This window comes from Streptomyces sp. NPDC020965, from assembly GCF_044333555.1.
In the GTDB taxonomy this organism is placed as follows: Bacteria; Actinomycetota; Actinomycetes; order Streptomycetales; family Streptomycetaceae; genus Streptomyces.
The window spans coordinates 273,929-292,545 of sequence record NZ_JBIRRE010000005.1 but is presented as its reverse complement, the minus strand read 5'-3'; the positions used below and the strand labels follow the sequence as shown (position 1 = coordinate 292,545).

General features: G+C 70.7%; 14 protein-coding genes. 7 read left to right on the top strand and 7 right to left on the bottom strand.

Annotated elements, in window-relative coordinates; genetic code table 11:
- Window positions 1-44 precede the first annotated feature (44 nt).
- Both ACH4S7_RS17780 and ACH4S7_RS17775 read right to left on the bottom strand, forming a co-directional pair.
- A complete protein-coding gene (locus ACH4S7_RS17780) occupies window positions 45-4,007 on the bottom strand; it encodes a DNRLRE domain-containing protein (RefSeq protein ID WP_398522126.1) in 3,963 nt (1,320 codons plus the stop codon).
- Window positions 4,008-4,685: 678 nt separating this feature from the next.
- Window positions 4,686-4,844, bottom strand: coding sequence for a hypothetical protein (locus tag ACH4S7_RS17775; RefSeq protein WP_398522125.1), 159 nt, complete (start codon window positions 4,842-4,844; stop codon window positions 4,686-4,688).
- Between the two features lie 174 nt (window positions 4,845-5,018).
- Between ACH4S7_RS17775 and ACH4S7_RS17770 the strand changes: the two genes are divergently transcribed.
- Complete coding sequence (locus ACH4S7_RS17770) at window positions 5,019-5,891, top strand: GNAT family N-acetyltransferase (RefSeq protein ID WP_398522124.1); 873 nt, start codon at window positions 5,019-5,021, stop codon at window positions 5,889-5,891.
- 79 nt (window positions 5,892-5,970) lie between these two features.
- Here ACH4S7_RS17770 and ACH4S7_RS17765 read toward each other — a convergent pair whose 3' ends face one another.
- Together ACH4S7_RS17765 and ACH4S7_RS17760 are read right to left on the bottom strand one after the other, a co-directional pair.
- The gene (locus ACH4S7_RS17765; protein WP_398522123.1) at window positions 5,971-6,183 is read right to left on the bottom strand and encodes a DUF397 domain-containing protein; all 213 of its coding nucleotides are present in this window, start codon (window positions 6,181-6,183) and stop codon (window positions 5,971-5,973) included.
- A complete protein-coding gene (locus tag ACH4S7_RS17760; protein ID WP_398522122.1) occupies window positions 6,180-6,998 on the bottom strand; it encodes a Scr1 family TA system antitoxin-like transcriptional regulator in 819 nt (272 codons plus the stop codon). Before ACH4S7_RS17760 ends, ACH4S7_RS17765 begins: the two co-directional genes overlap by 4 nt.
- Before the next feature lie 128 nt (window positions 6,999-7,126).
- Between ACH4S7_RS17760 and ACH4S7_RS17755 the strand changes: the two genes are divergently transcribed.
- The 6 genes from ACH4S7_RS17755 (at window position 7,127) to ACH4S7_RS17730 (ending at window position 12,708) form a co-directional block, all read left to right on the top strand.
- A complete protein-coding gene (locus ACH4S7_RS17755; protein WP_398522121.1) occupies window positions 7,127-7,321 on the top strand; it encodes a hypothetical protein in 195 nt (64 codons plus the stop codon).
- On the top strand, window positions 7,318-7,713 hold the full coding sequence (locus tag ACH4S7_RS17750) for a hypothetical protein (protein WP_398522120.1): 396 nt from the start codon (window positions 7,318-7,320) through the stop codon (window positions 7,711-7,713). The genes ACH4S7_RS17755 and ACH4S7_RS17750 overlap by 4 nt, the downstream gene beginning before the upstream one ends.
- Before the next feature lie 638 nt (window positions 7,714-8,351).
- Window positions 8,352-10,376, top strand: a complete 2,025-nt coding sequence (locus ACH4S7_RS17745; protein WP_398522119.1) for a M4 family metallopeptidase — start codon at window positions 8,352-8,354, stop codon at window positions 10,374-10,376.
- A gap of 132 nt (window positions 10,377-10,508) precedes the next feature.
- A complete protein-coding gene (locus ACH4S7_RS17740; RefSeq protein ID WP_398522118.1) occupies window positions 10,509-11,291 on the top strand; it encodes an SMI1/KNR4 family protein in 783 nt (260 codons plus the stop codon).
- A gap of 335 nt (window positions 11,292-11,626) precedes the next feature.
- A complete protein-coding gene (locus ACH4S7_RS17735) occupies window positions 11,627-12,481 on the top strand; it encodes a helix-turn-helix domain-containing protein (RefSeq protein WP_398522117.1) in 855 nt (284 codons plus the stop codon).
- Entirely contained in the window at window positions 12,478-12,708 is a 231-nt protein-coding gene (locus ACH4S7_RS17730; protein WP_398522116.1) for a DUF397 domain-containing protein, read from the top strand. Before ACH4S7_RS17735 ends, ACH4S7_RS17730 begins: the two co-directional genes overlap by 4 nt.
- Before the next feature lie 103 nt (window positions 12,709-12,811).
- Here the strand turns inward: ACH4S7_RS17730 and glgP are convergent, their stop codons facing one another.
- The 3 genes from glgP to ACH4S7_RS17715 all read right to left on the bottom strand — a co-directional run bounded on the left by glgP (window position 12,812) and on the right by ACH4S7_RS17715 (window position 18,519).
- The gene (gene glgP / locus ACH4S7_RS17725; protein WP_398522115.1) at window positions 12,812-15,460 is read right to left on the bottom strand and encodes an alpha-glucan family phosphorylase; all 2,649 of its coding nucleotides are present in this window, start codon (window positions 15,458-15,460) and stop codon (window positions 12,812-12,814) included.
- 165 nt (window positions 15,461-15,625) lie between these two features.
- The gene (locus ACH4S7_RS17720; protein WP_398522114.1) at window positions 15,626-17,161 is read right to left on the bottom strand and encodes a flavin-dependent oxidoreductase; all 1,536 of its coding nucleotides are present in this window, start codon (window positions 17,159-17,161) and stop codon (window positions 15,626-15,628) included.
- The gene (locus tag ACH4S7_RS17715; protein WP_398522113.1) at window positions 17,158-18,519 is read right to left on the bottom strand and encodes a monodechloroaminopyrrolnitrin synthase PrnB family protein; all 1,362 of its coding nucleotides are present in this window, start codon (window positions 18,517-18,519) and stop codon (window positions 17,158-17,160) included. Before ACH4S7_RS17715 ends, ACH4S7_RS17720 begins: the two co-directional genes overlap by 4 nt.
- Window positions 18,520-18,617 lie beyond the last annotated feature (98 nt).

The following is an 18,617-nucleotide window of genomic DNA, read 5'->3' as shown; positions in this document are numbered from 1 at the left end:
CGCGCCGACGCGTGTGCTCCGGAGGGCGCGGGGAGCGGGCCTGTCTAGTACCAGCCCGGCTTCACCCGGACGATCGACGCCTTGGCGCCCTTGTTCCGCTTCATGACGCTGTCGTACGTCACGTTCTTCTTGTCCCTGCTGTGGTAGGTCAGATACGCCTTGCCCTTCTTCATCTTGGTGACGACGGCGGAGTGCCCCCACTTGGAGTCGCCCTTCCACTTGAAGAAGACGATGTCTCCGACCTTGGCCTTGCTCTGCGACTCACCCAGCCAACTGCCGTCGCTGTGACCGATGAAGAAGTCGGAGAGCCAGTACGAGACGGTCCAGGTGTGGGAGAACTTCCACCTGTCCGGGAGCGGGAAGGGTCGCTTCTCCCAGGCCCGGTACCAGTAGTCGTTGTTCTTCCGGTTCTTCAGGACGCCCTTCATCCGCATCCCGCCGCCCTTGTTGAGCGCCTTCGACACGAAGTTGGTGCAGTCCTGGTCGAACTCGTGGCCCTTGTTCCAGTTGTCCAGCGCGTACTTCGCCGTGCCACTGGCCTTGATGGTGCCGAAGGCGGTGTACTGCCCCTCGAAGCGCGACGGGTTGGCACCGAGGTGGATGCCTTCGCCGACCGCGTTGCCCAGCGGCAGGTCCCGTACGGTGACCCCGACGGGGGGCGCGGCCTCCTTGACCCCGTGCGTCACCGCGCCGTAGGCGCCCTCGTCGGCGGAGAGCCGCTGTTCGACCTGGCGCGCGTTGGTGCTGCCGTGCAGTACGGGCGTGGTGCCACCGGTGAACGTCAGGCGCTGAATCGATTCGCCCAGCTCGTCCTCGGCCGTGGTTCCGTCATGCACGGAGATGGTCTCGCTCACCGCGACCCGTACGGTCACCGAACCGTCGGCGGCCGGGATGACCAGCACGTCGGAGAAGGTGTGCGTGGCCGACTGAGGGGTGAGCGAGCTGGCGAGCAGCGCGTCCCGGGCGTCGATCACATAGGACTGTTCCGAGCCGAGGCGCCCGAGGTACTTGGCCGCGTTCGGCCGGCCCGCCGCGGCGGCGGCGGCCGTGGTGTGCTGCCCGGTGGTGAGGGAGGCGCGCGCCTCGAAGAACTCACGGACGCTCTGGTCGTAGACCGCCGCGCCCAGCGGGGCCGCCAGCGGCTCCACCGCGCCGGCGGTCGCGACGGTGCCGCTGACGCCGTAGACGTTCGCGGCACTGACCCGGAAGGTGTACGCCGTGCCGTTGGTCAGGCCGGTGAACACCTGGTCGGTGGTCTTGGTGGTACGGGTGGCCACCACCGCGCCGAGCGGGTCGAGAGCCTCCACCGTGTAGGTGAGGTCGTCACCGTTGTGGCCGCTGTCGGTGCTGGCGTCCCAGGTGATCAGGGCGCCCCCGTCACCCGGGGTGGCCTGCGGGGTCAACGGCACGGACGGGGCCGTCGCCGGGGTGTAGGAGACCACGATCGACGAGCCGGTCAGGGTGGCGCCGGCGTCGTCGGCCTCGTCCTCCGTCCTGCGGAGTACCAGACCGTGGTTGGTGTCGGAGCCGTCGTGCCAGCCCATGACCAGACCGGAGACATCGATGGCGCCGGGGGCGGCGCCCTCCGTATTGACACCGGGGGCGGTGACATCGTCCAGTGCGGTCAGCGTGCCCGTCGGGGCCCAGGCCGCGTTCAGCGCGTGCGCTCCGACCCGGAGGCCGGGCGCGGCGGCGCTGAGCTGGAGGTTGGCGCCGAGCACCCGCGCGCCGGCCGGGATGACCGACAGATCGGGCTTGATGTGGCTGCGCCACTCGGAGGCCCCCACGGTGCCGACCTTCAGCGGCGCGGTCGTCGACCCGGAGGTGCAGCCGGTGCCGTCGACGCAGGCGGTGGAGGTGGCCAGCGGCAGGGTCACCGTCAGCGGCGCCGGCGGGGCCGGCGAGGTGGGCTCGGTGCCCGGGGCGACCGGTACCGGCGCGGTCCAGGCTGAGCACTTGCCCTCGTAGCAACCCCGCATGGACCAGGTGAACGGTCCGCCGGAGGTCAGCAGGTTGGCCGGGATCTGGAAGCCGGCCCGGTCACCGTCGGGGACGCTCTGCGTGCCGAGGACGGTGGTGGTGGTCGCTCCCGTCAGCCGGAACTCGGCGTCGACCATGCCGCCGTTGGGCGAGGTGACGACACCGGTGGCGAGGGGGGCGGGAGAGTCGGTGGCCCCGGTCTGCGTGTGGGTGGGCAGATCGGCGGGCAGGACGCTCGCGGCGTCCACCCGGAAGACCGTCCAGCCGGACCACGCCGAGGTGTCCACCCCGTCAGTGGTACGGGCGCGCACCCGCAGGTGTCCGCCGTCCGGCAGCGGCGCGGTCGTCGGGATCTGCGCCAGCGCCTGGCTGCCCGGGGTGTATCCCTCGGACGTGCCGGTCCAGGTGTACGTGGTGTCGGCGAACGCCGGGTCGGGGGCGACCTCGAACTCGGCCTTCAGCGAGGAACCGCCGTCCGGGTCGTCGACGAGCGCCGAGAGGGAAGGCGTCAGCGACGCCACCGTCGTGCCCGCGCCCTTCAGCGGGCTGAGGGTGACGGCGGTCGGCACGGTCGGCGTGGAGTTGACGGTGACCGTCAGCGTCGGCTCGGTGGCCGCGTCGTGCCGGCCGCTGACGAAGTTCGCCGAGCGGTAGCGACGCCAGGTGAGCGGGTCCGTCTCGTCCACGGCGGCCAGCCGGATGCCGTAGTTCGGCTGACCGTCGGCCCATGCCTGGACGATGCCGTCGACGTCCCAGGAGACGAGTCCACCAGGGCAGGACGAGTTGTAGCCCTTGGCGGCCTTGGAGACGATCGCGGCGGTGGCGGAGGTGGTGGGCTGCGCCGACCACGCGATGGCGGACGGGTCCCAGTCGCTGGTGATCCGTCGGGCCTGGATGCCGGATCCGGTGGTGGCACAGGTCGAGGACCAGTGCGAGAACAGCCGGAGGTCCGTGTCGATGATCTGCTTGCCCGCGAAGGCCGCCACGTCCCACTTGAGGAACGAACGGGCCTTCTCGGTGCCGTTGTACGTGCCCGCCTTCAGCTCGGTGGAGCCGCGCTGCGAGGTCGGGTAGTCACCGTGCTGGAGCCAGGTGTCGGTGAGCGGGCCCAGCAGGGTGTTGGTGGGGTCGACGGTGACCGGGTAGGTCACGTCGGGGTCGTTCATGAACGCCTGGGACGGCTTCAGGACGAGGGTCTGCCCGTCGCCGCCGTTCTCGACGGTCGCGGCGACCTTGGAGACGCTCTCCGGCTCGCCGGAGACCTTGCTCTTCGACGCGTCCCACATCACGGGGACGGGCGCGGTGGCGACATCGGCGCCCTTGCGGTCCTCCCAGAGCAGCCGTTCGTCGGCGGTCTCGCGGAGCTTCAGCGCCTTGGTGGTGACCGGGAGCCGCAGTTCGACCTGCTCGGTCGGCTTCTCCTTGAGGATCAGGAAGTGGGAGAAGCCCTCGGGCAGGGCCGTCACCACGAGGTCGGCGCCGGGCTGCACATCGCGGTAGGTGGCGGTGTTGCCCTTGAGGACGGGCTTGGGGAGGTTCCCCTCCCAGCCGATGCCGAGGCTCTGCGCGCCCTTGGCGACCTCGGCGAGCGGCCCGGTGCCGCCGTCCGACAGCTCGATGTCCGCCGCCGCGTACCGGGGGCGGACGGTCCCGTCCTCGAACACCAGGGTGGTGTCGACGGGCTGCCAGGCGCCCTTCGCGTCCTTGACCCGGATGGGGCCGGTGGCGGACTCGATGGACTTGGTGCCGTCGGGATTGATGTACGTGGTGGAGGACTCGGTGCGGAGTTCGGTGACCTCCACCCGCTTGCCGAGGAACCCGGCGCGGGCCCGCGCGGTGGCCTCCGCCGTGGCCTCGGCGTTGGCCTTCTCCGCCGCGACCGACGCGGGCGCGGCCTTGGGGGTGTTGAGGGCGGTCCCGGCGGCGAAGGCCGCCGTTTCCAGGGCGAGCACCCCCGCCAGGGCGAGCGCCGGGTAGCGCAGGGCGCGGGGCCCGAACCCTGTCCGTCTTCGTGGTATTCGCGTCATCATTCACTTCCTGTGGCAGGCAACAGGCCCTGAACTGAGGGCTGGTGACCGCGAGACCGTACCCAACCAAGATCAGATCGAGAGACTCGCCTCAAGGCGTCGGGACGCACCGCGCCGGCCTGGTGTTTCAAGTTGTCTGTACACGGGCAAGTCGCTCCGCCACGGCGGGTCCGGCCGGGTGTCCCGGCGCCATCCGGAAGCGACTCCGGCGCGGACCGGACCGACTCCCAGGGCCGAGGACGGACGCCCGTCCACCCACTGCCGTACGGGCACTGCGCCCCGGGTGGACAGCGGGCCAGGGGCGCGGCCGATCGACAACCGGAACGGGTTGCCGGAGGCATATCCATGCGCGGGTCGGGGTACCAACTCGCCGCTCACCGGGCCTATCACCGGTGCGGCACCGACCTATCTCCGGCCAATCAACGGCCGATCACCGACCGGTCGGCACCGGCCCGTCTCAAAAATGACGGGGTGCGTACGCGTCCGGGCCGGGGCGGACGGGCCTGCCTGCGGCACCGCCGTGACGTTCGCGGCCCGGGACCGCCGTGACGTTCGCGGCCCGGGACCGCCGGTGGCGGGCCGGGGGGCATATCGCCCACGCCCGGCGTTCCGGCATACATGACCGAGGGACTTCGGACGGCCGCTGACCCACCCGCCGTCCAATGCCCCCCGACCGACTCAGGCGCCGACGAGTTCGGCCTTGTTCATCGCGCTGACCGAGTGCGTCGCCGCCCGGTCCTCGGGGATGACGATCTTGGCGATCTGACCGGCGGCACCGATGAGGAACCCACCGATGATGATGGGCGACAGGACCTTGGTGACGAGGTGGACACGCATAGCGGCACTCCTGGGACGCGGCCCCGCCACGGCGACGGGTACGAGGACACTAGAGGCGCTCCCGGCGCGTCCGCCAGAGGAAGTCCGCATTCCTCCGACACATCGGAACGGCCCTCGCCCCGCCCCGGGAAAACCATGTGCGCCCGCCCACGGCCTGAGCGATCATGCGCCACCATGAGCCCCGATGACTGGCACCTGACCGAAGACGTCGACGACTTCCTCGCCCGAGCGGGAGACTTCCTGCGCTCGCGCACCGTCCCGAACATGATGCAGTTGACCTGGGCGGAGAGAGTGCGCCTGCGCGGGGCGGCCTCCTTCGGCGCCCAGGCGCCCGTCTTCGGCCGGCTGGAGCGGGCGGGCGACATCCTCGGCACCTTCTTCCGCCTGCCGAACCGGGGCGTGGGCCTCGGCCCCCTCACCCCGGAGCAGGCCGACACCCTCGCCGCCCACCTGTCCGCCCTCGGGCACTCCCTTCCGTCCGTCAGCGCGGACGACGCCACCGCCGCCGCGTTCGCCGAGTCCTGGCAGCGGCACACCGGCGCGACCCCGACCGTCCGCACCCGGCTCCGCCTGAACCGCCTCGGCACCCTCACCCCACCGGATCCGTTCCCGGCCGGCCGGGGCCGCGTCGTGGGCGAGCGGGACCGGGAGCAACTCATCCGCTGGTGCGCCGGGTTCGCCGCCGATGTCGGGGAGGCCGTCTCCATCGACGCCGACTCCTGGGCCGGCACCCGCTTCGCCGACAAGCGCTACACCTTCTGGGAGACCCCGGACGGCACCCCCGTCTCCATGGCGGGCCTGAACCCGATGGTCGCGGGCCTGAGCCAGGTGGACCCCGTCTACACCCCGGCCCCGCTGCGCGGCCACGGCTACGCGGCGGCCGTGACGGTCGAGACGAGCCGGGCGGCGCGGGCCGACGGCGCGACGGATGTCGTCCTCTTCACGGACGCGACCAACGCCACCAGCAACGCGCTTTACCAGCGCATCGGGTACGTCCCGGTCGCCGAGTGGACCGCGTACGAGTTCACGTACGCGGCCCCGGTCTGACCTCTGGATGGGGTTACCCGTGAACCCCGGCAGGCCCCACCGCTCAAGCAGCGCGGTGGGGCCTGTTCGCGAGTACGGCTCAGATGGACGCGGCCTTGGCGAAACGGACGAGCCCGGCGAAGGCGGTGGGGGTGAGGGTGAGTATCGGTCCGCGAGGGGTCTTACTGTCCCGTACGGGCACGACGCGATGAATCGACGCGTACGACGGTGACCACTCCACGCACTCACCGCCGTTGTTGCCGCTGTACGTGGACTTTCGCCAGTCACTCTCAGGAACGAAGACCTGGATCATGAGTAGTTGTCCTTCAAAACGGAGTCGATCAACTTGGCCGACTCGTCCGGCGGCGTAGCCATGGCTGTCAGCAGATCATAGGCATTCCGCGCCGTCGACACATCGTCCTGCTCAGCGAGAAGATAACTCCTGGGGAAGCCATCGACGTGAACTACGTCCGCCCCCTCATTGAACGACAACACACCGAATGGACAGTGGTAGCCGTGGTGGCTCCCCTTATCTTCAATGATCTGGACTCGGTGCCTGGGTGTTTCCGCAAGCTGGCAAAGATGGGCAAGTTGCTCCCGCATGATGCATTCGTCCCCCACGGTGTTCGTGAGCACGGCTTCATTAAGGACCAGCCACAGTCCCGCTGGGTTGTCGCGCGTCAGGATGCGCTGACGAGCTATGCGAGCGGTCACCAGGTCGTCCAGGTTGACAGGGCGGCCAGTACGCAGAACGGCGCGTGCGTAGGACTCCGTCTGCACTAGCCCGGGCACTAGCTGCGGCTGGAACATCCGCACGGACGTGGCGATCAGCTCCAGCTCAGCGTACGGCCGAAACCACGGCGGGAACGCGTAGCGCAACACCATCGGCCACATTCTGACGAAGCGTCCCTGCGAATACGGGAACACCCGGTCGCAGCTCTCCGCGAACGTCAGAGGCGGGACACGGGCGCCCGACTCAATCTTGGCGACGAGTGAGTAGCCGCATCTCGCCGCTAACCCGAGATCCTCGCGCGACATGCCCGCGCGATCCCGCTCCAGCCGCACTTCGCTCCCGAAGTGCTTGAGCGGTGAAGCTGTTGGGTCGTCGTTCTCAGCTTCGACACTCAAACGAACTCCCGAAATCCGTTGGACAGTTGGAACTGTCCAAGCTGACCCCCTTTTAAGCGTACGCACGGACCCGCGACCGTGTCAGGGAAACATCCAGCATTCCCGCACGGCGAAAGGGACAGTGACCGATGACCGACCAGCACAGGCCCCCCGGTCAGGCCGACACCGCGACAGGGTGTCTGCTCTGTCGGCGGCTGCGAGACAGGTTGCGGAGGGCGGTCCGTGACGGCGACGAGACCACCGCCGCCGACTGCCGTGTTCTGCTGCGGCGGCACCCTCAGCACGACGACGTCCCCGTACCCGCGCCGGAGGCCGAGGCGTGAACGAGGCCCGGATCTGCGGGGCGTTCGCCACCGTGCCCAGCAGCCTCTTCGCGGACATGCTGGCGATCGGGAACGGCGACTTCCGCGACATGGTGCGGCATCTCCGCTGCCGCCTGGAAGCGCATCCGCCCGGATTCCACTTCGATCTGGTGTGGCAGCTCGATGACGCCCGGCAGGGCGAGATGTGGGCCATATGGTCCGACGGCCGGGACGCGGAGGCCGTCTTCATCCGGCCCGACTGCCCGGGTGGGACGGATGCCTGCACATTGTTCGCACAGCATCCCGGCCGGTGCAGCTTCGACTTCTCCGACCCCGTCGCCGAGGTGCTTCTCGCCGGGCTCGAAAGCGAAATGCGGGTCCCCCGGGGGCATCGGGCTCCGCCCACCCGATAGACGCACCACCGACCCCACAAAAAGAAGCGCCCCGGTGGACCGCTACAACGGCCACCGGGGCTCGCCGACCCAGCTTTCACCAGGAGCCGATCGACTCATGCGCCAGGCTATCGGCCGTGCCCTGTTACGGGTGCTCGAATTGCTGTTTCCGGCTCAAGGACGCCATAGCGGCCGGTTCGCGCCCGTGCCGCTCCCGGTCAATCCCTGGGCGCTGCCGTGGACCACCCCGACCCCGCAGCACATCATCGACCGCCACACCCCGCTCCGGGGCGAGGAGTGCGCCTTCATCCGCCCGTACGCCCCGCTGGACGACACCATCCGGCTCCGCACCGTACGACCGGCACGACCGAGGCGGGTCCTGATTCACGCGCCCACGGGGCTCAACCTCCGGGTCCCGCCGTACACACGGCGACACATCGCGGAAACACCCCCGACAACGGGCGAAACGTCCGGTCAACGAACACGGGCACTCGGTCAACGGACGAGTTCTGGCCAATTCTTGACGCGGCCCTGACATGTGCGCGGCTTTCCTGCCACTCTTCCCCCGTTCTCCGCACCACACGCACCAACCGCTCCAGAGGCTCTGCCCGGACGGGCCACTCCGCCGTCCGGTAACCCCCCTCGCAGAAGGAGTCCGCGTGAGATCCACGCATCGCCGTCGCGCCACCGCGACCGGAGCACTCATAGCCACCGCCGCCCTGCTCGCGGTCGGATTCCAGGCCGGGACCTCGGCGGCCGACCCCGCCACCGGGACCACCGCGCGGGCGGCCGTGGCGGACAGCGGCGCGCTGCCGTTGAGCCTCTCCCCCGCCCAGCGCGCCGAGCTGATACGGGCGCAGAGCGCCACCACGGCCGCCACCGCCGAGGAGCTGGGCCTCACCGCCCAGGAGAAGCTCGTCGTCCGCGATGTCACCAAGGACCGCGACGGCACCGTCCACACCCGGTACGAGCGCACCTACGGCGGGCTTCCCGTCCTCGGTGGCGATCTGGTGGTCGCCGAGAACAGGGCGGGGGCCACCGAGTCCGTCAGCAAGGCGTCACCGGCCGCGCTGAAGAACGTGGACACCAGCGCCGACATCGCCCCGGCCGCCGCCGAGAAGCAGGCGCTGGGTCGCGCGAAGGCCGAGGGGTCCACCAGGGCCGCCGCCGACCGCGCGCCGCGCAAGGTGGTCTGGCTGGCGCAGGGCAGGCCCACCCTGGCGTACGAAACGGTCGTCGGCGGGCTCCAGCACGACGGCACGCCCAATGAACTGCATGTCGTCACCGACGCCACCACCGGCAAGAAGCTGTACGAGTGGCAGGCCGTCCAGAACGGCACCGGCAACACGCAGTACAGCGGCCAGGTGACGCTGGGCAGCACCGCGGCGGGCAGCACCTTCAACCTCACCGACCCCGGGCGCGGCAACACCCGTACGTACAACCTCAACCGGGGCACCTCCGGCACCGGCACCCTGTTCTCCGGGCCGGACGACGTCTGGGGCAACGGGCTGCCGGCCGACGCCGAGACCGCGGGCGCGGACGCCGCCTACGGTGCCGGGCTGACCTGGGACTACTTCAAGAACGTGCACGGCCGCAGCGGTATCAGGGGCGACGGTGTCGGCGCGTACTCGCGCGTCCACTACGGCAACAACTACTCCAACGCCTTCTGGACCGACAGCTGCTTCTGCATGACGTACGGCGATGGCGCGGGCAACGTCAAACCGCTCACCTCGATCGACGTCGCCGCGCACGAGATGACGCACGGCATCACATCGGCGACCGCCAAGCTCGTCTACAGCGGTGAGTCGGGCGGCCTCAACGAGGCGACCTCCGACATCTTCGCCGCCGCCGTCGAGTTCCACGCGGGCAACCCCCAGGACGTCGGGGACTACCTGGTCGGCGAGAAGATCGACATCAGGGGGACCGGCGCCCCGCTGCGGTACATGGACCGCCCGAGTCGGGACGGCCTGTCCAAGGACGCCTGGTACTCCGGCATCGGCGGGGTGGACGTCCACTACTCGTCGGGGCCGGCGAACCACTGGTTCTACCTGGCCTCCGAGGGCAGCGGCGCCAAGACGGTCAACGGCGTCAACTACGACTCGCCGACCTCCGACGGTCTGCCGGTCACCGGCATCGGCCGGGAGAAGGCCGCGCTGATCTGGTACAAGGCGCTGACGACCAAGTTCACCTCGACCACCAACTACGCCGGTGCGCGCGCCGGGACGCTGGCGGTCGCCACCGAGCTGTACGGGGCGACCAGCACCGAGGTCAAGCTGGTGACGGACGCCTGGGCCGCCGTCAACGTCGGCGCTCGTCCCGGCGGCGGCAACCCGCCGGGGCCCGAGTTCGAGAACGCGGCCGATGTGGCCATCCCGGACAACGGCGCGGCGGTCACCTCGACGGTCACCGTCAGTGGAATCGCGGGCAACGCCCCGGCCGCGCTGAAGGTCGCCGTGGACATCATCCACACCTGGCGCGGTGACCTGGTGGTGGACCTGGTCGCGCCGGACGGCACGGTGTTCCCGCTGAAGCCGTTCAGCAGCGGTGACTCGGCGCCCAACGTCCAGGAGACCTTCACGGTCAACGCGTCGGGCGAGGTGGCGAACGGGGCCTGGAAGCTCCGCGCACAGGACCGGGCGGCCCGGGACACCGGCTACATCAACAGCGTCAAACTGTCGTTCTGACGCGGGAGCAGTAGCGCAGGAGCAGCGCGGAATGACGAGGTAACAGCCCCCGCCCAAGGGGCACACACTCCCGCCCGGGAGGGGCTTGAGTCCCTCCCGGGCGGTGCACTGTGCCGTGGCAGAATTCCGTATATGCGTCCCGACCTCGGACAACTGCGTGAATTGATCGACGCGTCACCGCTGATCCGCGCCCGGCGCGGCGGCGGCACGAGCGAGGCCGCCCTGCGATCGGTGGAGTCGGTCGTGGGGCCGCTGTCGCCGTCGTACCGCTGGTGGCTGACGGAGTACGGCCACGGCACGGTCGGCGGCGCCGGGACCGCGACGGTCGCCCCGGACGACGGATACGGGGACCTCGCCGAGGACCTCGTGCGGGGGCTCGACGGGAACCGGCTCCGGTTCCACACGGAGCACGACTGCGGTGACACCTTCGCCTTCGTCCTCGACGGGCCCGGTGTCAGCGGGGAGCACCCCGTGGTCCGGTACGACCACTTCACCGGCGCTGAGGAGCCCGTGGCGGAGTCCTTCGCCGGGTTCCTGACCGTACGGGCGGCCCTCGCCGCCGGTCTCCGGGACGGCCCGACACCCGCGCTCGCCCGCCTCTGGCGGCACACCCCCGGGGTACTGCTCCCGAACGGCGTGCTGGTCCACGGACCGCACAGCGTCGTGGAGCGCAACGAGACGTACGAGGTGGCCGCCCACGCCCCGCACTGGGTGCTGATCGGTGACGACAGCGGGGGCGGCGGTCTCTTCAGCCGCCGCCACGGCCGGGACCGGGAATCGGTCTACCGGCTCGGTCTGGGCGCGTTGAGCGCGGACTCGGACATTGACGAGACCGGTGAGCTGGTGACCGGGAATCTGCTGGAGTGGCTCGGCGCGGGTGGCGCGCTGCCGGGGTCATCCGCAAAGCGGGGCTGAAGGATACGTCGGCGCATCGCCCGAAAGGGGAATGGCGTCGACCGGTTTGATTCCTTCCGGGTACCCCAGACGGTGAGTCACCCACACCACCACCCGGCACCGCATTCGATTCCCGGTGCTTCCTTCGACTGAATACGTCCACTCCGCAGCATTTTCGGATTCGATATCGCCAACCATCTCGAACAGATCATCGCCTCGGGTTCGAATCGCGTCCGCACACCCGGTCGCCCCCATCCACGACGGCAACCATTCCGCTGAACTCCTTGCCTACCACAGGGTCAGGAGATAGGGCGGTTGTGTTGTGAGGGGAAAGCGGACGTGGTCATCATGTGACCATGGCCCAAAGCGATATGCCCACCATGCGCAGCCGCCGACTCGGCGGCGAATTACGTCAACTCCGGCTCGCATCAAACATGCGCGTCCAGGACGCGGCCGAAGCGCTGGAGTGTGGGCAACCCAAGATCAGTCAGATCGAGAACGGCAAGCGCGGCATCCGGCCCCTCGACCTGACCACGCTGCTCAACCTGTACGGAGTCACGGACGAACAGCAGCGCGCGAACCTCAAGCGGCTCGCCAAGGAGATCCACAAGGTGGACTGGTGGAGCAGCCAAGGCCCGCTGCTGCACGAAACCCTGCGCGATTACCTCACACTGGAGTCCGATTCCCAGCTCTCACGCATGTTCGAACCGGTAGTCATTCCGGGGCTGTTGCAGACCGAGGCGTATATGCGCGAGGTGTTCAGCGCCGTCGAGCCGCTGGAGAAGGCCGAATCCTTGGTGGAGATGCGCCTCAAGCGGAAGCATCTGCTGGAGGAATCGCATGACTTCCAATTGCGTACGGTCATCGACACGCCCGCCCTGCATCGCATCGGCGGCGGCCCCACGGTGGTGCGGGAGCAACTGGAGCACCTTCTGGAGGCGGGCCGGCATCGGAACATCACCATCCAGATTCTCCCGCTGGACGCCACTCTTCCGATGGAACAGTACGTCCCCTGCACGATCTTCGAGCTGCGGGGCGAACCCCCGGTAGAGGTCATCTGGTTGGAGCACATGTCCGGTGGTACGTTGCTCGAACAAAAGGGGGATATCCAGCGGTATGCCAAAGCATGGGACGACTTGACGGCCGCCGCATTGTCCCCCTCCGCGTCTCGAACATATATTCGCGAGCTGCTCAGGGAAAGCAGATCATGACTCAGGGGTCAGTGCCCGGGCGATGTACGGGGGAACGGGATGAAGGGCTCTGGCACACCAGCAGTCTCAGCGGCTCCAACACCAACTGCGTCGAGCACCGCCGACTCGGCTCCGGCCATCAGGCGATAAGGGACAGCAAGGACCGGGGGCGGGGCGCCCTGGTCTTCGCCGGGGCGATATGGCAGCGCTTCCTGGACGGCATACGCGGCGGTGAACTGGGCGACTAGGTCCTGTCCGGGCAATCCTGTCGGGCCCGGACAGGACCTGACGCGATCCCGGGTGCCGGGCGCCGGTGGGGGGAGCCGCGCGGCTCCCCCCACCGGCGCCCGATCACCGCATCAGCAGCCCCGCGCCCTCCCCCGCCGACTCCGCGGGCAGCGCCACCAGGCCGAGGTCCGCGCTCGACGCCAGCAACTCATGGGCCGGCAGGACCCGGACCGTGTAGCCGAAGGAGCCCGTACGGTCCAGGGAGAGCGGCCCCTCGTACACCCAGCGGCCCTCCACGTCAGGTCCGCCGGTCGGCTTCAGCGCGGTGGTGCGGGCGTCCGCGATGGCGTCGTCCGGGTCGACCCGGCCCGCCACCGCCTGGACCTCGACATCGTCCGGCTGGAGCTCGCCGAGCGCCACCCGCACCCGTAGGCCGAGCGTCGCACCCAGCTCCGCCGAATCGTCGGCGGTGGTCTGCTCCAGCGCCTCCACGTGGTCGACGGTCACCCGGGGCCAGGACGCCCGCACCCGCGCCTTCCACTCGGCCAGTTCGCGTGCCGTGGCGGTGTCCAGCGCGCGGTGGGCCCGCGCGGCCGGGGCGTACAGCAGCTCCACGTACTCCCGGACCATCCGACCCGCCAGCACCTTCGGGCCGAGGTTCGCCAGGGTGCGGCGGACCATCTCGATCCAGCGGCGCGGGACACCGCTGGCGCCCCGGTCGTAGAAGCGGGGCGCGACCCGGTTCTCGATCAGCTCATAGAGCGCCGCCGCCTCCAGATCGTCGCGGCGGTCGTCGTCGGTCGCCGCGCCGTCGGCGGTGGGGATCGCCCAGCCGAAGTCCGGCTCGTACCATTCGTCCCACCAGCCGTCCAGGACGGAGAGGTTGAGACCGCCGTTCAGCGCCGACTTCATACCGCTGGTGCCGCACGCCTCCAGGGGGCGCAGGGGGTTGTTGAGCCAGACGTCGCAGCCGGGATAGAGCTTCTGCGCCATGCCCATGCCGTAATCGGGCAGGAAGACGATCCGGTGCCGCACCCGCGGGTCGTCCGTGAACCGCACCAGCTCCTGGACGAGCCGTTTACCGCCGTCATCGGCGGGGTGCGCCTTGCCCGCCACGACGATCTGCACCGGCCGGGTGGGGTGCAGCAGCAGCTCGGTGAGCCGGTCGCGGTCGCGCAGCATCAGGGTGAGGCGTTTGTACGAGGGGACCCGGCGCGCGAAGCCGATGGTGAGCACGTCCGGGTCGAGCACGCCGTCGATCCAGCCCAGCTCGGCCGCGCCGGCGCCGCGCTGGCGCCAGGAGACCCGGAGCCGCTCGCGCACCTCCGTGACGAGCTGTTCGCGGAGTTCGCGGCGGAGTTCCCAGACATCGCCGTCGGGGACGTCCGCGACGGCGTCCCAGCGGTCGGAGCCGCCGACGGAGAGGGCGTCCTCGGTGCGGTTCACCCCGATCCGGCGGGCGCCGAGCCGGAACACCTCGGGCGCCACCCAGGTCGGGGCGTGCACTCCGTTGGTGATGGAGGCGATCGGCACCTCGGCGGGGTCGAAGCCGGGCCAGAGGCCGGCGAACATGTCCCGGCTGACCGAGCCGTGGAGGGTGGAGACGCCATTGGCGCGCTGGGCGAGCCGCAGCCCCATCACGGCCATGTTGAAGAGATGGGGCTCGCCACCGGGGTAGGTCTCCCGGCCGAGCCGGAGCACCCGGTCGACGGGGACGCCGGACAGCTCGCCCCGGTCGCCGAGGTGGCGGGCGACCAGCTCCCGGTCGAAGCGGTCGATACCGGCCGGGACGGGTGTGTGGGTGGTGAAGACGGTCCCCGCCCGCACCGACTCCAGCGCCGCGTCGAAGTCCAGCGGATCGTCCCCGGTGCCCAGCTCGCGGATGCGTTCCAGGCCGAGGAAGCCGGCGTGGCCCTCGTTGGTGTGGAACACCTCGGGGTTGGGGTGGCCGGTCAGCCGACAGTAGGCGCGGACCGCGCGGACGCCGCCGATGCCGAGCAGCATCTCCTGGAGCAGCCGGTGTTCGCTGCCGCCGCCGTAGAGCCGGTCGGTGACCTCGCGCTCGCCGGGTGCGTTCTCCTCGACGCCGGAGTCGAGCATCAGCAGCGGGACGCGGCCGACCTGGGCGATCCAGATGTGGGCGCGCAGCGAGCGGCCGGTGGGGAGGGCGAGGGAGACCTGCGCGGGGGTGCCGTCGGGCTCCCGCATCAGGCTGACCGGCAGTTCGTTCGGGTCGAGCACCGGATAGTGCTCCTGCTGCCAGCCGTCGCGGGAGAGGGATTGGCGGAAGTAGCCGTGGCGGTAGAGGAGACCGACGCCGATGAGCGGTACGCCGAGGTCGCTGGCGGCCTTGAGGTGGTCGCCCGCGAGGATGCCGAGGCCGCCCGAGTACTGGGGCAGGGTGGCCATGACACCGAACTCGGGCGAGAAGTAGGCGATGGCGGCGGGGAGTCTCGGGCCGTCGGGCCCGTCGGTCTGCGTCTGGTACCACCGGCGACCGTGCAGATAGTCGTCCAGGTCGTCGGCGGCTGCGGTCAGTCTGCGGAGGAAGCGACGGTCGCCGGCCAGCTCCGCCAGCCGGGTGGCGGAGACGGCACCGAGCAGCCGCACGGGGTCGCCGCCGGCGGCCTGCCAGCCGTCGGGGTCGACGGTCTGGAACAGGTCACGGGTCTCGGTGTGCCAGGACCAGCGGAGGTTGCGGGCGAGTTCGCTGAGTGGGCGGAGAGATTCGGGGAGGACGGGGCGGACGGTGAATCGACGAATGGCCTTCACGGGACCCACCTTCGCAGGGGAGGTACGCATCCGAGGGGACGCACGGCGGTGTGCGTCTCTCCGTCACCCAAGGACGGTAGTGGTACGCGCCCCTCCCGAGCCACGGCGCGCGGCCGTCCGGCGGGTGCGCCCCCTGTGGCCGGGAGCCGGGGGGCGCACCCGGTTTCACCTTGTCGGACGTACCGTCGCACCGGCGTCCGTGGCGGCCGGGCCGAGCAGCGTGCCCGACGCGGGGCCGAGCACCGTGCCCGAGGCTGCCGGGCCGAGAGTGGCCGTCTCCCCATCCGTCGCCCCCGGATCCGCCGTGCCGAGGTCCGCCGTGCCGAGGTCCGCCGAGTCGAGAGCGGCCGGCTCATACTGCGTCGTCTCGAAGCCGATCGCCGCGTACTCCGTGGCGTACGGGGCGGGGGCGTGCGCGGCCGTGTCGTACGGCGAGCCCAGATTGACCGTCGCCGGATCGAACGCCCCGGTGGCGGCATATCGCGCCGCGATCTCCGCGCGCTCGGCGGGCGGGATCACCTCGTCGATGTCGGTGAAGCCCCCGGGGGCCCGCTCGTGGGCGAGGTTGATGACCACCTCGGGGCCCTGTCTGCGGTTGGCGAGCTGCAGTTCGGTCATCGCCGGTCTGCGCTCCGCCTCGTACGACGCCAGCGCCTCGACCGGATCGGAATGGCGGACCAGGGCGTGGGCGAGGGCGCGGCCGTCCACGATGGACTGGGTCGCGCCGTTGGAGCCGATCGGGTACATCGCGTGGGCCGCGTCACCGATCAGCGTGGTCCGGTCGTGGGACCAGCGCGGCAGCGGCTCCCGGTCGACCATCGGATACTCATACGCGCCCTCGGCGGCCCGCAGCACCTCCGGTACGGAGACCCCGCCGAACTCCCACCCCTCATAGTGGTGGAGAAACCTTTCGACGGGGACGGCGCGGTTCCAGTCGCCCCGGAAGGCGCCGTCCGCGCCCGCCGTCGGGTCGATATCGGCTGCGGGCATCGCCAGCGCCCAGTTGACGCGGACCGTGCCCGCGCCGTCCTCCGGGGTCATCGGGTAGACCACGGCCTTCTGCCGGTCGTCGCCGGCGATGAACATGAAGTCGCCGATCCGGCTCGCGGGCATCCGGGAGACGCCCCGCCACACCAGCATCCCGTTCCACGGGGGCGGGCCCTCGCCGGGGTTGAGGGCGGCGCGCACGGTCGAACGGATGCCGTCGGCGCCGATCAGCACATCGGGTTCGAGGGCGGTGCTGCCCCGGCGCGCGCCGTCGCGGTGCTCCAGCCGCACCCGGGGGCGGCCGTTGGGGAGCCGGTCCAGCGCCGTCACCCGGACGCCGTGCACCAGCGCGCCGTCGCCGAGCCGGTCCCGGACGGCGTCCGCGAGGGCGAGCTGGAGCTCACCGCGGGCGATGGACAACTGGGGCCAGCGGTAGCCGGCGCCGGCGCCGCGCGGCTCGCGGGAGACGAGGGAGCCGCTGCGGTGGTAGTAGCGCAGCTCACGGGTGGCGAGCGAACGCTCCGTCAGCCGGCCGAGCAGGCCGAGCGCGTCGAGTTCGCGCACCGCGTTGGGCATGATGTTCAGCCCGGCCCCGATCGGCTGGATCTCCCGGGCCGCCTCGACGACGGTGATCCTCCCGAAGCCCGCGCGGTGCAGGGCGAGCGCCGTGGTGAGCCCGGCGACACCGCCACCGGCGATCAAGAAGTGGGTCATGGGGTCGTCTCTCCTGGCACATCGGGGGCGGTACGGGCGGGGGGCCTCGCACGGGCCTCGGTACGGGCCTCGTCACCGGAGTTACGGCGGGGCGCGGCGTCCGGTTCACCGCCGGGTCCGGTACGGGACCCCGGACAGCTCGCCGTGCTCTCCGCAAGGGACTCGGGACAGGGCTCGGGACAGGGCTCGGTACGGGGCTCGGTACGGGGCTCGGTACGGGGCTTTGCGCGGCAGCCGGCACCGGCACCAGGGCGCGGGGGCTCGACCGCCCGGCGCACCAGCGTCTCGTTGTCCCTGGTCAGATCGAGCACCGCACGCAGCAGCGCGATCGGCGCCCCGCCGCTGCCCATCTCGTACATCCGCACCTCCTCGCTGTACGCCTTCCGGGCGATGGTGATGTGCCGGGCCCGGAAGGACTTGAGGATGCGTAGCACCCGGGCGAGGGCGACGGCGGACCGGGTGAGCTGGGGCGGCAGCCGGTCGGTCGCCTCCCAGCTGATCGCGGCCGAGAGCTTGGAGACGGCGGAGGTGGCGCCCCGGTGGGCGGCGTGGTGGGCCCGCCAGGACGGCAGGCTGTACGCCACCGAATCGATCAGGAACGCGTCGTACGCCGAATGGTCCCGGTCGCACTGCCAGAGCGTCAGATCGACCAGCCAGAGCGGCACCTGGGCGGCGGCCGGGCCGAGGTAGTCCACGCCCCCGACATCGATTTCCTCGAAGTAGCGGCGCATCTCCTGGGCGAAGAAGACCGGGTCGACATGGGCGGTGGTGAAGTCGATGGATTCGACCATCGACTGAACGTGCCCCGCGGTGCGGTCGAGCGCGTCGGCGAAGGCCGGATCGTACGGTTCGAGGCGGGCCAGCTCCGCGCAGGAGTCCAGCGAGGCGACGAGACCGGGGAAGACCATCCGCACCGCGTCCTGGAGCTTTCCCTCCATCTCGTCGCCGGTGTACATCCGCTGCCGGTGACCCACCGGGTTCCAGGTCGTGTAGTGGTGCACGGTGTCGCGCGGCACCATGTCGGTGCGCCGCCCCAGCGCCCGCAGGGCGGGCAGCAGCTCGGGCACGGCGGCCACCGGCTGGATCCCGTGGCGTTTCAGCGAGCCGAGGAGCAGGCCCAGGTCGCGCATGGCGGCGAGGGCGTCGGGTATGCCGAGCGCGGTGGCGTCGGCGGGATCGGGTACGAGTGCGCGCAGCGCGGCGATGAGCGCGGGCACATCGGCGCGGGCGTTCATAGCGGGTACGGCGGACAGCAGGGCGTCGGCGCCGAGCGGGTCGGCGGCGCGTATCTCGGCGATGCGGTAGCGCGGATCGCCGCACTGTTCGAGACCTGGCGCGGCGAGATCGTGCAGGCTCAACGGAGGCCCCCCTCGGACAACGTTGACTCAGTGAATGGAATGCGGAGTTGCTCACGCCGGACAGCCCCCCGCCGTCCCGGCACCCGCGTGCGGTGTCG

What these genes read in the sequence shown, in the direction of transcription:
- ACH4S7_RS17730 (WP_398522116.1), top strand. Translation starts at nt 12,478, where the DNA reads ATGACTCAGGGGTCAGTGCCCGGGCGATGTACGGGGGAACGGGATGAA.
- ACH4S7_RS17780 (WP_398522126.1), bottom strand. Translation starts at nt 4,007, where the DNA reads ATGACGCGAATACCACGAAGACGGACAGGGTTCGGGCCCCGCGCCCTG.
- ACH4S7_RS17755 (WP_398522121.1), top strand. Translation starts at nt 7,127, where the DNA reads ATGACCGACCAGCACAGGCCCCCCGGTCAGGCCGACACCGCGACAGGG.
- ACH4S7_RS17765 (WP_398522123.1), bottom strand. Translation starts at nt 6,183, where the DNA reads ATGATCCAGGTCTTCGTTCCTGAGAGTGACTGGCGAAAGTCCACGTAC.
- ACH4S7_RS17740 (WP_398522118.1), top strand. Translation starts at nt 10,509, where the DNA reads ATGCGTCCCGACCTCGGACAACTGCGTGAATTGATCGACGCGTCACCG.
- ACH4S7_RS17720 (WP_398522114.1), bottom strand. Translation starts at nt 17,161, where the DNA reads ATGACCCACTTCTTGATCGCCGGTGGCGGTGTCGCCGGGCTCACCACG.
- ACH4S7_RS17770 (WP_398522124.1), top strand. Translation starts at nt 5,019, where the DNA reads ATGAGCCCCGATGACTGGCACCTGACCGAAGACGTCGACGACTTCCTC.
- ACH4S7_RS17775 (WP_398522125.1), bottom strand. Translation starts at nt 4,844, where the DNA reads ATGCGTGTCCACCTCGTCACCAAGGTCCTGTCGCCCATCATCATCGGT.
- ACH4S7_RS17735 (WP_398522117.1), top strand. Translation starts at nt 11,627, where the DNA reads ATGGCCCAAAGCGATATGCCCACCATGCGCAGCCGCCGACTCGGCGGC.